Raw genomic sequence first — 14,033 nt, forward strand, 5'->3', positions numbered from 1 at the left:
GAATTCGGACCGGATTCGGCGGCCGGAAACCACATCCGTCTTGAAACCGTTAATTCTCCGCTCCTATCTTTGTCTTGCGGGAGCAGAACCGCCGGTCTCGTCGCCGACGAGGCCGCATGATCGAGGAGATCACGCAACTGGCCATGGCAATCGAGACGCAGGCGGCGACCGTCCGCCAGACGCGTCCCTCGCCGACGCCGGGTTCCGAGGGGATCCGGGCCGACGATCTCGCAACAGCCGTCCTCGCGAGCCTCGAGGAGTCGAAGGCCGAGGACATCGTTTCCATCGACATCCGGGGCAAGTCCTCGCTCGCCGACACCATGGTGGTCGCCTCCGGGCGTTCGCACCGCCATGTGGGCGCGATCGCGGACCGTCTCCTCCGCGACCTCAAGGACGCCGGCCACGGCGACCTGCGCGTGGAGGGGCTGCCCCATTGCGACTGGGTGCTGGTCGACGCGGGCGACGTGATCGTCCACGTGTTCCGGCCCGAGGTGCGCGGCTTCTACAACCTGGAAAAGATGTGGCAGGTCGAGCCTTCGACCGGCCGCGCGACCCAGGCCTGAGGCCGAGCCGGTTCTCGATACCCGCCGTCCCGACGGAGGATCGTCCATGCGACTCCGGATAGCGGCGGTCGGTCGCCTGAAAGCCGGTCCCGAGCGGGGGCTCCTGGACCGCTATATGGATCGCGCCGCCAAGAGCGGCCGCGTGCTCGGCCTGTCCCGTCTCGACCTCGTGGAGATCCCGGAGGGCCGGTCCGCCCGTGCCGAGGATCGGCGCGCCGAGGAGGCCGCGGCCCTCCTCGCCCAGGTGCCGGACGGCGCCGCCCTGGTGGCCCTCGACGAGACGGGCCGGATGCTCTCCTCCGCCGACTTCGCCGCCTTCCTGGCCGCCCGGCGCGATCAGGGCACGGCGGACCTGGTGCTCGCGATCGGCGGTCCCGACGGCCACGGCCCGGCCCTGCGCGCCCGCGCCGACCTCCTCCTCGCCTTCGGGGCGATGACCTGGCCCCACCAGCTCGTCCGGCTGATGCTGGCCGAGCAGATCTACCGCGCCATCACGATCCTCTCCGGGCACCCCTACCACCGGGCCTGAGGGACGGCCGTGGCGACGCGCGAAGCCGCTTGCGGCGCCGAACTACCTGAGCGATCATCTCGCCAGGGAGGCCAACCATGACGGACATCGGCAGCGACAAGGGGCCGGCCGGCGGGCGGGCGGAGACCGGCGGTTCGGGAGACCAGGGCGCGACGTCCGGCGGCGCCGACGCCGGCCCCCTCACGCTCAGTCGTGTGCTCGCGGGCGAAAGGAAGCAGATCCAGGATGCCCGGGCGCGATTGCCGGAGCCGGCCCCGGCGCCCGCCCGGTCGAGACGCCGGAAGACGGCCGAGGCCGCCGCCGCCGGGCCCCCGAAGGAGGCACCGCCGCCCGAAGCGGACGCCACGGCGAGGCCCGTTCGTCCGGACCGGGGTTTCGAGAACCCGGTCGCGGGCCTGGCGCTCTCCGGGGGCGGCATCCGCTCCGCGGCGTTCGGGCTGGGCGTGCTGCAGGCCCTGGCGGACCGCAAGGCCTTCGACCGGATCGACTACCTGTCCATGGTGTCGGGCGGCGGCTACATCGGGGCGGCGCTGACGGCGGCCCTGCATCGGGGCGGCGGCTTCCCGTTCGGCACCGGCGGCGCGACCGTCGGGACCGTCCCGGGCGTCCATGCGGCGGTGGTCGCGGCGGCCCCGGGGAATGCCGTCGCGGTCCCCGCGCCGCCCGCTGCCCCGCCCCCCGAAGGAGGACCCGGCGCGCCGGCCGACCCATCGCCCCCGGCGGCGCCCCCCGCCGCGACCCCGGGAAACGACCTGCCGCCGTCGGACGTGGCCGACAACGAGGCCGTGCGCGCCATCCGCGACAAGTGCCGCTACCTGATGCCCAATGGATGGGGCGACCTGGTCGTCTCCGCGGGGATCATCCTGCGCGGCCTGGCCGTGAATGCGGTCGTGGTGGCGAGCCTCGTCTTCCTCGCGGCCGGATTGACGCTCCTCGCCGACCCCAGCCAAGAGGACCTGACGAAATCGTTCCTGGTCTCGCTCCTGGGCAGTCCCTCCCTGTTCTCGGTGTTCGGGACGGACTACGTGCTGACCAAGACCCTGGCGGCCCTCACGGTGGTCTGGCTGGTCGGCTGGGCCATCGCCGCCTCGCGAGCGGGAGGGGCGTCGAGGGACCTGGACACGCCCGTGACTTCGTCGCCCGGTGCCATCCGGACCAAGTGGCTCCTGATCGTCGTCGCCGGCACTGCCCTCGTGGAGATGCAGGATCCGGCGCTCCGGCTGGCGCTGCGCTATTTGGCTCCGTCCGGAAACGGCGTCCTCGATCTGACGCGGCTCGTGTCGGCCGCGGCCGCCGCCGCGGCCGGTGTGGCCGCGACGTGGAAGCCGATCCTCGGGCTGTTGGAATCGACGCTCGCGAAGCCGGGCTGGAAGGCGATCCCCCAGCAGGCCGCGGGTGCGGCCGCCCTCATCGCCGCGGCTGCGGCGCTGCCGGCCATGATCTATCTCGCCTACCTGTGGACGGTCATCATCGGCCTGGGCGTGACGGACCAGACGGCCAGGATCGGTGATTTTCCGCTGCCGACGGGCCGTGCCGCCGGCCTGACGTTCATGGTCGTCGGAGCCGCGCTCTTCGGGCTGAGCGCGTATTTCTCGGAGAACGCCAACTCGCTCCATCGGCTCTACCGCGATCGCCTCGGCGAGGCGTTCAATTATCGCGGCAAGGACGGGAAAGGCGTTCTGTTGTCCTCGCTCGCCGCCGCCCGCCCCTATCCGATCATCAACGCCGCCGTGAACATCCAGGGGTCGGAGAAGGAGAACCGCCGGGGCCGCAACGCGGACGTTTTCGTCTTCACGCCCGACGTGGTCGGCAGCAGCGCGACCGGGTTCGCGCGCACCTCGGACTACGAGGCGAAGGAGCCGACGCTCGACCTGGCCACGGCGGTGGCGATCTCGGGCGCGGCCGTGGCGCCGGCCATGGGGCGGATCGGGCGGGCCCTGCTGGCGCCGACGCTCGCGCTCCTCAACATACGCCTCAGCTACTGGGCGACGAACCCGAAGACCGTCGTCCAGCCCCAGGCGATCCGGACGGGCCTGCTCAGCGACTGGCGGTTCGGCTACAGCGCCCTGGAGTTGCTCGGGCTCCTGGACGAGACGCGTCCCAAGGTGAACCTGTCGGACGGCGGCCACATCGAGAACCTCGGGCTCTATTCGCTGCTCCAGCGGCGCTGCGACCTGATCGTCGTGGCCGACGCCGAGTGCGACCCCGGGCTGGCCTTCTCGTCCCTGGTGGCGCTGGAGCTCTTCGCCCGCGTGGACCTCGGGGTCCGGCTGCGCCTGCCCGTCCGGGAGATCGCCGACCTCGCTGCGGCCCGCAAGCAGGCGGGCGGATCGGACGAACGGAGCCCGGACTGGGCCCACGGCATGTTCGGCGAGATCCTCTACCCGGAGCGCCAGGACCCGGCCACCGGAGCCGTCCTGCCCAAGAAGACGGGCTACATCCTGTATCTGAAGCCCGTGCTCACCGGGGACGAGCGCATCTACATGCTCGACTACGAGAAGCGCTACCCGGCGTTTCCGCAGGAGACCACGGCCGACCAGTTCTTCTCCGAGGAGCAGTTCGAGGTGTACCGGGCCCTCGGCTACCACTCCGTCCAGGAAACGCTCTCGGCGCTGCCGAAGGCGGACGCGCCGGCCACCGGCCTGCCGGGACGGCCCTGGCGGGAGATCCAAGCGACGTTCCGCGCCAACGGGTTCGGGCGGGATCCGGAGGACTGAGGGGGCCCCTGGACCCGTCGCCCCCTCCGGAGTCGGCGGGGACCTCTGTGAAATTTACCTAACGTCAGGATCTCATGAAGTATTCCTGCGTGGTCTGACGCATGACCTTCGGCAGGACAGCGCAATGCCCATCATGTCCCGTAAGGGAATCAATGTGCTCTTCATGCATATTCCGAAGACGGGAGGAACGGCAATTGCGAACGCATTCCGTAAAACCGATGTGAGAGTAAGCCTTCTCTCGACACAACTGCACGGGACGTCGCCCCATCGATTTCCCTGCTCGCCGCAACATTTCCATGCCGAGGCGGTGCGGCACCTGTTCGCGGACGGCTACTTCGACCTCAGGGTCACGGTGGTCCGGCACCCGGTGGACCGGATCCTCAGCGAATACCGCATGCACATGCGCAGCGTGCTGGCGGCCGGAGTGGCGATCCCGGACTTCGCCATCTGGCTCGACTTCTTCCTCCGACGCTCCCGCGAGGAGCCTTACGTGAAGGACAATCACCTCCGGCCACAGGTGAATTTCGTCGAGCCCGGGACCGAGGTGTTCCGATACGAGGACGGACTTGCGCCGGTGATCTCTCGGATCTCCGAGGTGCTCGGCCTGCCGCGTCCGCCTTCGGCCGACCGGGTCAATGTCGGGGCCGACGTCCGGGCCGATGTCGGACCGGACTGCCTCGCCCGGATCCGGAATCACTACGCCGCCGACTTCGAGCGCTTCGGATACGGGGCCTGGACCGGTGCGGGGCGGCTCCCCGCGGCTGCGGTCCGGGAACCGGCGATGCGGGTCGGCTGAGCGCTCCAACCCTCATTTGACCATATTGGGGGGCAGATTACCTTCGGGACGGGGCGGTCGGACGCGGGGCCGACCGATTCGGATGGTCATCGCGTGGTCGATGGGGTGAAGCGGAGGTGAGGCGGGTCGCGCGGGAAGCTCTGCGGGTCCTCCTGTGGCCGGTGGTCACGGCTTGCGCTGTCGACGCTTGGCCGGGGATCGGGCCCGCCGTCGCCCAGGTGACTCCGTCTTCGCCGAACGCCGTCCCGGTGGGGCCACCGCAGGACCCGGCCGCAGAGATCGCCGACCGGCAGCGCCAGACGCAGGGCGAACTGGACGCCATCGCGCGGGACATCAGGGTCTCGGAGGAGCGGGCCGCCGAGATCCGGCAGGAGATCGAGGGACTCGAGCGCGACCGGGTGCGCATCACCGAGCAGCTCGTGGCCACGTCGACGCGGATTCAGGACCTGGAGACCCGCCTCACTGCCAGCGAGGCGCGCATCGCCGGGGTCGAGACCGAGGCGGCCGCGGTGCGGCGGTCGCTCGCGGCGCGGCGGGCGGTCACGGCGGACGTGCTGGCGGCCCTGCAGAGAATCGGCCGGAAGCCGCCCCCGGCGCTGCTGGTCCGGCCCGAGGACGCGCTGGCGAGCGTGAGGAGCGCGATCCTGGTCGGCGCGCTGCTGCCCGAGCTTCGGCTCGAGGCCGAGCGGCTGGTCGCCGACCTGGAGCGGCTGATCCGCCTTCGCGACCGGTCCGCGGCGGAACGCGACCGGTTCCGCGCCGATCTCGGCTCGATTGCGGAGGAGAGGAACCGCCTCGAACAGCTTCTGGAGGAGCGCAAGCGCGTCAAGACCGACCAGCAGCGCCGGCTCGACGAGGAGCGGCGGCGCGCGGCCGAGATGGCGGGCCGCGCCGGATCCCTGAAAGACCTGATCACACGCCTGGAGACGGAGATCGAGGGTGCCCGCAAGGCGGCCGAGGCGGCACGGAAGGCGGACGAGGTCGCCAAGCTGAGACCGGACGGCAGTCAAAAGTCCGTGACGCCGGCGCTGCGGGACCCGTCCCGCATGCAGCCGGCGGTTCCCTTCGCGGAGGCGCGCGGCCTGCTGCCGCTGCCGGTGGCGGGCCAGCAAATCAAGGCTTTCGGCGAGGACGACGGCCTCGGCGGCACCATGCGGGGTATCCAGATCGCCGCCCGCGCGGAGGCGCGCGTGGCCAGCCCCTGCGACGGTTGGATCGTTTACGCGGGACCTTTCCGGTCTTACGGCAAGGTCTTGATCATCAATGGCGGCGGCGGATATCATGTGGTCCTGGCAGGTCTGGACCGCATAGACGTCGAGATGGGTCAATTCGTCCTCGCCGGGGAACCGGTCGGCGCCATGGGCGCCAGAAGGGTGGCGAGTGCCGCGATCGGCGTCTCCGCCCCCGGGTCCGGTCTGACGGAGTTGTCTGCGACCCTGCCTGTTCTGTACGTCGAGTTCCGGAAAGAGAATTCGTCGATCGACCCCACCCCGTGGTGGGCCCAATCTCGTGACGAAAAGGTTCGCGGATGATGCGGAAAGTTTCCCTCGTGTTCATGGGCGCGCTGGTCGGCGCCAGCGCCGTCATCGGCGTGACCCAAGGCAAGCAACTCCTGACCGGCACCGCCCTCGCGGCCGGGGCCGAGACCTACCGCCAGCTCAACCTGTTCGGGGACGTCTTCGAGCGCATCCGCGCCGACTACGTGGAGCAGCCGGACGACGCCAAGCTGATCGAGTCGGCCATCAACGGCATGCTCACCTCCCTCGATCCGCATTCGAGCTACCTGTCGCCCAAGAACTTCCGCGACATGCAGGTGCAGACCCGCGGCGAGTTCGGAGGCCTCGGCATCGAGGTCACCATGGAGGACAACGCCGTCAAGGTCGTGAGCCCGATCGACGACACCCCGGCCCACCGGGCGGGCGTGCGCGCCGGCGACATCATCACGCATCTCGACGGGGAGAGCGTGCAGGGGCTGTCGCTCAACCAGGCGGTCGACAAGATGCGCGGGCCGGTCAACTCGGCCATCACCCTCACGGTGAAGCGCGACGGTGTCTCTGACCCGGTCGAGATCAAGATCGTGCGCGACGTCATCCGCATCCGGTCGGTCCGGTCGAAGACCGAGGGCGACATCGGCTACATCCGCATCACCCAGTTCAACGAGCAGACCTTCGAGGGCCTGCGCGACTCCATCGAGCGGATCACCAAGGAGGTCGGCGCCGACAAGCTCAAGGGCTTCGTGCTCGACCTGCGAAACAATCCCGGCGGCCTGCTCGACCAGGCGATCTCGGTCTCCGACGCCTTCCTGGAGAAGGGCGAGGTCGTCTCCACCCGCGGCCGCAATGCCGAGGAGACGCAGCGCTACAACGCCCGGCCGGGCGACCTGGCCAAGAACAAGCCGGTGATCGTGCTGGTCAACGGCGGGTCGGCCTCGGCGTCGGAGATCGTCGCCGGCGCGTTGCAGGACCACCGCCGGGCAACGATCCTGGGCACCCGGTCCTTCGGCAAGGGGTCGGTGCAGACCATCATCCCGCTCGGGGCGAACGGCGCCATCCGGCTCACGACGGCCCGCTACTACACGCCGGCCGGCCGGTCCATCCAGGCCAAGGGCATCGATCCGGACATCGAGGTGATGCAGGAGCCGCCGCCCGAACTGAAGGGCAAGGACGACACGAAGGGCGAGGCGGGCCTGAAGGGCCACCTGAAGAACACCGGCGAGGGCGTCGAGGAGAAGTCCGGAAGCCAGGCCTACGTGCCGACCGACCCGAAGGACGACAAGGCGCTGAACACTGCCTACGACCTCCTGCGCGGTATCCAGGTGAACGCCAACTTCCCGCCCAATCCGAAGGCGTCGATACCGAACTGATACCATCCCGCGAGAGCGGGCTTCGTTTCCGGTCCGGAATGCGGGACACTGGCGGCGAGGCCCGGCTCGGGTGATTCGGCGCCCCGCCCCGGGGCGTCGCAACCCGGACACGACGAGCCGCCGGCACGCTTCCCGCGTCCGGCGGCTCTCGATTCCGGGCTCCGTCACGAGGTCCCCTGGAGCGGATGCGCTCATGAGCGACGATCTGCACGCCCCCCTCGGCCTGCGGTCCAAGAGGCTGAACTGGAAACGCTGGCCCCTCGGGCTCGTGGGCCTCGGCCTCATCGCGACGATGATCGGCGGCGCGGCGCTGTGGACGGCCTTCTTCCCGGACACGCTCGGGGGGGAGCCGACCGCCGTGGCGCGCATCGACCGGGGCAAGGGCGGGGTCACGCAGGCCGACGTCGCCGTGGGCGACAAGCCGAAGGCCGGGGAGGCGCACGGCGCCGAGGCGCCGCCGAGCGGACCCGCCTCGCTGACGGAGGCAAGGCCCCCGGAGGGGCAGAAGGCGGTGCTCACCCCGATGGAGCCCGGCAAGCGTCCCGGTCTCCCGGCGGAGGGGCAGCCGCTCACGGGCGTGCCGGTCGCCAAGATCACCGACAAGGGCAAGTTCGGGCCGCTGCCGCGCATCGCCCAGGACGGGACGCGGGCGCTCGAGGCCTATGCGCGCCCGGCCCAGAAGCGGCCGGCCGCGACGCCGCGGGTCGTGGTGGTGGTGGGCGGCCTCGGGCTCAGCCAGACCGGCACCCAGGAGGCGATCCGGCTCCTGCCGGCCGACGTGACGCTCGCCTTCGCGCCCTACGGGGCGAGCCTCGACCGCTGGATGCAGCGGGCTCGCCAGGACGGCCACGAGGTGCTGCTGCAGCTGCCGATGGAGCCGTTCGACTACCCGGACAACGACCCGGGCCCGCATACGCTGCTGACCGGCCTCACGGCGGAGCAGAACATCGAGCGGATGCACTGGATCCTGTCCCGCCTGACGAACTATGTCGGGGTGGTGAACTACATGGGCGCGCGGTTCACGGCCGAGGAGGCCCGCCTGACGCCCATCTTCCGCGAACTGTCTGCCCGGGGGATCATGTATCTCGACGACGGCTCGTCGGGGCGGTCGGTCGCCGAGGTGGCGGCCCGGGCGGCGCGGCTGCCCTTCGCGCGCACCGACGTGGTGATCGACGCGGTGGCGACCGAGGCCGCCATCGACGCGCGTCTGACCCAGCTCGAGAACATCGCCCGCCAGCAGGGCGTGGCGGTCGGCTTCGCATCGGCCCTGCCGATCTCGCTGCGCAAGCTCTCGGACTGGTCGAAGACCCTGGAGAGCCGCGGCGTGGTCATCGTGCCGGCCAGCAGCGTGGCGCGCGACGGGCAGTCCGGATAGGCAGGCGGGGCGGCGGGACGGAAGACGCCCGCAGGACCGATCGTCGGGTCGGCTTCGCAGGCGCGAACCGGACCGGGCGAGCCTTCACCGCGACCGCGGCCTCGACCCCTGGGTCTTTCGATCGTCAGGAGGTCACAAGGATTTCATTCCGTATCCTTACGGAACTCCCGTAGGTTCTGAACTCTCCTGCTACGGGGATCACATATGGCAAAAGATATTGAAAGCAGTTATTGGCTGTCGACTCCAGAGGAACCGAGTGCTCGATTTTGCAATTTCTCGACGGGCGGATCTACTCTGCGCCCGGCACACCAGGACTGGCTGAACCGGAACGTCGTTCCCATTTTGCGGGGACAGGGCGGCTACATCGTCGAGATCGGAGGCCTCGCGAGCCGGCTCGGTGCGGCGGCGCTGAACGAGCGACTGGGTCAGGCCCGCGCGGATGCGGTGAAGGCGTTCCTCGAGCAGCAGGTTCAGATGACCCTGCCGAACGTCCTGACGGCCAGCTACGGCGAAAACGTGTCCGGCGGCGCGGTCGACGACAACGACGGCTTCTGGCGTGCCGTGCTGATCAAGTTGCATCAGGGCGTCGTCGTCCTGCCCGACCCGCCGCCCCAGATTCGGCGGCCTCCGTCCATGCCGGCCCCGTTGCCCAAGATGTATTTCGGCCTCGGCGTCAAGTTCGGCGGCATCTTGATCGGCGGTACTCAAACTCTCGAAGGATACCTGTTCTCTGTCGACGACTACGACGATCAGGTTCATGTCGAGGCGAGGATTTGGACGCTCGGCCCGGGATTGGGCGGCGGGGGCAATGTCGTCTTCATCATGGCGTATGGCGGCACGGACAAGCGCGGCTTTGTCGGCACGAAGTTCGACGGCTGGGATTTCGCCGTGAGCCTCGGCGGCCGCTGGGGCGATGCGGTCAAGGGTGTCAGCAAGATCCCGGCGATCGCCAAGCTGGCCGAAGTGGTCAAGGACGGCGGCAAGGCGGCGGCGGTCCTGAAGGGGGCGGCGAAGCTCAAGCCCGGCGAATGGGAAAAGGTCGCGGAACTCGTCAAGACATCGCGCGAAGCGCTCGGGGTCGACGCTGACGCCACCAAGCCGCAGCTGAGCGTGTTCGACATCCCGCTCGCCGGAGGGGCCCTGGAGGTCAGCCTCTACAAGTGGTGGGGCACCGTGACGACGTTCAACTGAGGGCCAAGGGCGGCGCGGAGGGTGAAACACCCCGTTGCATCCCGCCGGCCGCTCCACCTGATTGGGTCAGCGGGAGGCCGTCGAGGCCGCAGCGGGGTACGATCCGTGCCGCGGCCGGTAGAGTCACAGGGATGCGCGCGGAGTGATACCTCGTTCGGCGCGAGGTGGGCGCCGTGCAGGCGCACCGACCCGCCGCTTCCGTGTCCGGACCAGACACCTTAGTCGATGGCCTCCCGGAAGGGATTCGAACCCCTGACCCCAGGTTTAGGAAACCTGTGCTCTATCCTGCTGAGCTACCGGGAGATTGGACGCCGGTGCACGGCGCCTCTCCGGTCCTCGGCCGCATCGCATCGGCCTTGTCCCGGGACGCCGTCAGGGGCGGTGAATAGCACAAATCGCTGCCCTGTGCAGCCCTCGGCGGTGGTCGCTCCCCGCCCTCGGTCGGGCGGGCTGTGGTCACAATCCCGTCTCAACCGGATGGGAGCATGAGGACCTGGCGGGAATGGGGTTGTCTGTGCGGGTCTCTACGCGAGGCGCGGTCCTGGGGATCGCTGGGGCGCTCTGCGCGGCGGGCGGGTTGGTGCTCCCTGCCGCGGCCGACGACGCCTGCGTGCCCGCCGAGGGGTTCACGGTCGTGGTCGCCGGCGTGCCGGAGGCCGACGTCCTCAGGCTTGCGGACGGGCGGCAGGTGCGGCTCGCCGGGATCGCGACACCGCGGCCCCTGCCTGCCGGCCAAGGCCAAGGCGCGGCCCCGGGCGAAGGCGCCGGCCAGCCGATTTCGAACACCGAGGATGAGGACGAGGGGCCGGACGTACCGGCCGACATCGCGCGCGGCTTCCGGGGCGAGGCGCCCGGCGGGCCGGCCCCGCTCGCCGGAGAGGCGGCCACGCACACGCGCCTGGAGGCCTCACGGGCCGCGCTGGCGGCGCTCGCCGAGGGTCGGTCGGCCGAGGTGCGGCCGGTCGGGGCGGCGCCGGACCGGCACGGCCGGATCGTGGCGCAGGTCAGGGTCGGAGGCGACTGGCTGCAGGAGCGGTTGGTGGCACGCGGCCTCGCCCGGGTCGTGCCGGCCGGGCGCGAGGCGACCTGCGCGCGGCCGCTGTTCGCCGCCGAGGCGGCTGCTCGGCGGGCGCGGCGCGGGATCTGGGTGGAGCCGAGCCTCGCGGTGCGCCGCGCCGACGATCCGGGACTGGCGGAGGCGGCCGGATCCTACGTGCTGGTGGAGGGGCGGGTGCTCTCCACGGGCCGCGCGGGCGGGCGCCACTATCTCAATTTCGGGAAGGATTTCCGAAGTGACTTCACCGCCATCATCGAGGATAAGGAAGTCGGGCGGTTCGTGAAGGCCGGGTTCGACCCCGCGCGGATGCGCGGCCGGGAGGTCCGGCTCAGGGGCTGGCTCACGGCCCGGGACGGCGGTTTCCTGACGCTGTCGGTGCCCGAGGAGATCGAATGGACGCAGTGACGAGCAGGTCGGCAGGGGCGACCGGCGCGGCGACGGAGAGCCGGGACGGCGGACGACGCGGGCCCGGCCGTCTCGGCCGTGCGGCCGCGGCGCTCGGGCTCGTCCTGCTGGCGGGCTGCAGTTCGGTTCCAGGCGGCGACACGCTGATGGAGGCGGCGACGACGCCGCCGGCGACGTCGGTCGGCCTGGCGCCGCCGAGCCAGGATCCCGAACACGCGCGCATCCTTCTCACCTATGGTGGGATCTATGACGACCCGAACGCGGCCCGGTCGGTCGCGCGCGCGGTCGGCCGGCTCGTGGCGGCGTCCGACGATCCGTCGCAGTCCTACCGGATCACCATCCTGAATTCGCCGGTGGTCAACGCCTTCGCGCTGCCGAGCGGCAATCTCTACGTGACCCGGGGCCTCCTCGCGCTCGCCAACGACACGTCGGAAGTGGCGGCCGTGGTTGCGCACGAGATGGCGCATGTGACGGCGCGCCACGCGGTCGCCCGCATCCGGCGGGCCGAGGCGGCGCAGGACATGAGCCGGGCGGTCGGTCCGATGCTGCAGGACGCCGAGACTCAGCGCATGGCGATGGTGTCGACCCAGCACTCGCTGGCGCGCTTCAGCCAGGTGCAGGAGCTCGAGGCGGACGCGATCGGGGTCCGGACCCTCGCCAAGGCCGGCTTCGATCCCTTCGCGGCGTCCCGCTTCCTCGCCTCGATGGCCCGCTACGCCGAATACAGGTCGCTGCGGCCGAGCGCGAACAACAGCCAGGCGAAGCCCGACTTCCTGAGTTCGCATCCGTCGACGCCGGAGCGCATCGCCTTCGCGGTGAGGGCGGCGCGCGAGATCGGGGCGCCGGGCATCGGCGAGCAGGAGCGCGAGCAGTTCCTGCAGGGGCTCGACGGCATGGTGTTCGGCGACGACCCGTCCGAGGGCTTCGTGCGCGGCCGGTCGTTCCTGCACAAGGCGCTCGGCATCCAGTTCGCGGTTCCGACCGGCTTCGTCCTGGAGAACACCTCCAAGGCCGTGCTCGCCACCAATGCGTCCGGGACGGCGCTGCGCTTCGACGGAATCGCGGTGCCGCTGTCGACGGATCTCGGGGACTACGTCAAGTCGGGCTGGATCAACGGGCTCCTGCCCGAGTCCGTGCAGGGGGCGCAGGTCGGGCCCTATCCGGCCGCGACCGCGATGGCGACCGCGGACGGCTGGACGTTCCGGATCGCGGTCCTGCGCAAGGACAAGACGACCTACCGCTTCATCCTGGCGACCCAGGAACCCTCGGCGGAGACGGACCGCATCTTCAAGGAGACGGTCGACAGCTTCCGCGAACTCAGCCCGGCGGAATCGGCGCGCCTGCGGCCGCTGCGCCTGAAGCTGCAGAAGGCGCGGCCCGGGGACACCCCCGAGCGGCTCGCCGAGTCCATGTCGGGCGTGGAGCGGAAGCTCGATCTCTTCCGGGTGCTCAACGGCCTGGAGGCCGGGGACGGGGTCGAGCCGGGGCGGTTGGTGAAGCTGGTCGCGGACTGAGGGCCGGCCACGGCGCGACCGGGGGCGTCCGGACCGAGCGGTCCCGGCACGTCGAGGACGGCGCAGTCCGTCCTTGGCAGAGCTCAGGCAGGGCCGGGACCGGCGCCGTCATCCGAAGGCGGTACGGTCCGGCTGTTGGCGGAGCAGGGCGGTCTTGAGCTTCTCGAGGGCGCGGTTCTCGATCTGGCGGACGCGTTCCTTGGAGATGCCGAGCTTCTCGCCGAGGGCCTCGAGGGTGGCGCCCTCGTCCTTCAGGCGGCGTTCGCGGACGATGCGGAGCTCGCGCTCGGAGAGGACCGTCAGGGCGCGGCGCAGCCAGGCGAGCCGGCGTTCGCCGTCGATGCCCTCCGCGACGGTCTCGTCGGGCAGCGGGCGGTCGCAGACGAGGAAGTCCTGCCGGTCGGACCCGGCGCCCTCGGTCTCCATCACGGGGGCGTTGAGGGACGTGTCCGGACCGGAGAGGCGGGCATTCATCAGCTCGACGTCGGCCGTAGAGACGCCGACCGCGACGGCGATCTCCTGGAACATCTCCTGCTCGGGCATCTGCTCGGTGCCCCGGTTCAGGCGCGCGCGGAGCCGGCGCAGGTTGAAGAAGAGGGCCTTCTGGGCCGATGAGGTGCCCCCGCGCACGATCGACCAGTTGCGCAGGATGTAGTCCTGGATGGAGGCGCGGATCCACCACGTGGCGTAGGTGGAGAAGCGCACGTTGCGGTCGGGCTCGAAACGGGCGGCGGCCTCCAGCAGACCCACATGGCCTTCCTGGATCATGTCGTTCATCGGCAGGCCGAAATGGCGGAAGCGGGCCGCCAGCGCGATGACGAGGCGCATGTGGGCGCCGGTCAGCCGGTGCAGGGCCACCTGGTCGCCGGTTTCGCGCCACAGAACGGCGAGGTCGTGTTCCTCCTCGCGGGTCAGGTAGGGTGCGGCCATGGCGGCCTTGACGAACTGACGTCTGGCACTCATCGGCTGAACCATCGCACCCTCCATCCGGTCCGTTCCCGCATGTCGATAACCTTACGAAGC

The 14,033-nt window shown here is 70.5% G+C and carries 11 protein-coding genes and 1 tRNA gene; 10 read left to right on the forward strand and 2 right to left on the reverse strand.

The features are described from left to right. Positions 1–116: 116 nt before the first annotated feature. The 8 genes from rsfS (at position 117) to WBG79_RS18810 (ending at position 10,034) form a co-directional block, all read left to right on the forward strand. Entirely contained in the window at positions 117–563 is a 447-nt protein-coding gene (gene rsfS, locus WBG79_RS18775; RefSeq protein ID WP_337358710.1) for a ribosome silencing factor, read from the forward strand. Positions 564–609: 46 nt separating this feature from the next. Further along, positions 610–1,092 (forward strand): 23S rRNA (pseudouridine(1915)-N(3))-methyltransferase RlmH, encoded by a 483-nt coding sequence (gene rlmH, locus WBG79_RS18780; RefSeq protein ID WP_337358711.1) that lies wholly within the window; start codon positions 610–612, stop codon positions 1,090–1,092. A gap of 77 nt (positions 1,093–1,169) precedes the next feature. Continuing rightward, positions 1,170–3,809: a hypothetical protein gene (locus WBG79_RS18785; protein ID WP_337358712.1), complete on the forward strand. Its 2,640-nt coding sequence runs from the start codon at positions 1,170–1,172 to the stop codon at positions 3,807–3,809. A gap of 124 nt (positions 3,810–3,933) precedes the next feature. Continuing rightward, the gene (locus WBG79_RS18790; protein ID WP_337358713.1) at positions 3,934–4,605 is read left to right on the forward strand and encodes a sulfotransferase family 2 domain-containing protein; all 672 of its coding nucleotides are present in this window, start codon (positions 3,934–3,936) and stop codon (positions 4,603–4,605) included. Between the two features lie 248 nt (positions 4,606–4,853). Continuing rightward, the gene (locus WBG79_RS18795; protein ID WP_337358714.1) at positions 4,854–6,137 is read left to right on the forward strand and encodes a murein hydrolase activator EnvC family protein; all 1,284 of its coding nucleotides are present in this window, start codon (positions 4,854–4,856) and stop codon (positions 6,135–6,137) included. Then, positions 6,134–7,468 carry a S41 family peptidase gene (locus WBG79_RS18800; RefSeq protein ID WP_337358715.1) on the forward strand — a complete coding sequence of 445 codons (1,335 nt, stop codon included), beginning with the start codon at positions 6,134–6,136 and terminating at the stop codon, positions 7,466–7,468. The genes WBG79_RS18795 and WBG79_RS18800 overlap by 4 nt, the downstream gene beginning before the upstream one ends. A 193-nt stretch (positions 7,469–7,661) precedes the next feature. Beyond that, positions 7,662–8,843 carry a divergent polysaccharide deacetylase family protein gene (locus tag WBG79_RS18805; protein ID WP_337358716.1) on the forward strand — a complete coding sequence of 394 codons (1,182 nt, stop codon included), beginning with the start codon at positions 7,662–7,664 and terminating at the stop codon, positions 8,841–8,843. Positions 8,844–9,047: 204 nt separating this feature from the next. Continuing rightward, positions 9,048–10,034: an OmpA family protein gene (locus WBG79_RS18810; RefSeq protein ID WP_337358717.1), complete on the forward strand. Its 987-nt coding sequence runs from the start codon at positions 9,048–9,050 to the stop codon at positions 10,032–10,034. A 226-nt stretch (positions 10,035–10,260) separates the two neighbouring features. Here WBG79_RS18810 and WBG79_RS18815 read toward each other — a convergent pair. Next, positions 10,261–10,337, reverse strand: a tRNA-Arg gene (locus WBG79_RS18815). A 277-nt stretch (positions 10,338–10,614) separates the two neighbouring features. On the opposite strand from WBG79_RS18815, the gene WBG79_RS18820 reads away from it, so the two are divergent. Together WBG79_RS18820 and WBG79_RS18825 are read left to right on the forward strand one after the other, a co-directional pair. Further along, positions 10,615–11,496: an OB-fold nucleic acid binding domain-containing protein gene (locus WBG79_RS18820; RefSeq protein ID WP_337358718.1), complete on the forward strand. Its 882-nt coding sequence runs from the start codon at positions 10,615–10,617 to the stop codon at positions 11,494–11,496. Then, positions 11,484–13,010 (forward strand): M48 family metalloprotease, encoded by a 1,527-nt coding sequence (locus WBG79_RS18825; RefSeq protein ID WP_337358719.1) that lies wholly within the window; start codon positions 11,484–11,486, stop codon positions 13,008–13,010. The genes WBG79_RS18820 and WBG79_RS18825 overlap by 13 nt, the downstream gene beginning before the upstream one ends. Before the next feature lie 108 nt (positions 13,011–13,118). Here WBG79_RS18825 and WBG79_RS18830 read toward each other — a convergent pair whose 3' ends face one another. Beyond that, positions 13,119–13,985, reverse strand: coding sequence for an RNA polymerase factor sigma-32 (locus tag WBG79_RS18830; RefSeq protein ID WP_337358720.1), 867 nt, complete (start codon positions 13,983–13,985; stop codon positions 13,119–13,121). Between the last annotated feature and the right edge of the window lie 48 nt (positions 13,986–14,033).

The sequence above is a fragment of the Prosthecomicrobium sp. N25 genome, assembly GCF_037203705.1.
Taxonomy (GTDB): Bacteria; Pseudomonadota; Alphaproteobacteria; order Rhizobiales; family Ancalomicrobiaceae; genus Prosthecodimorpha.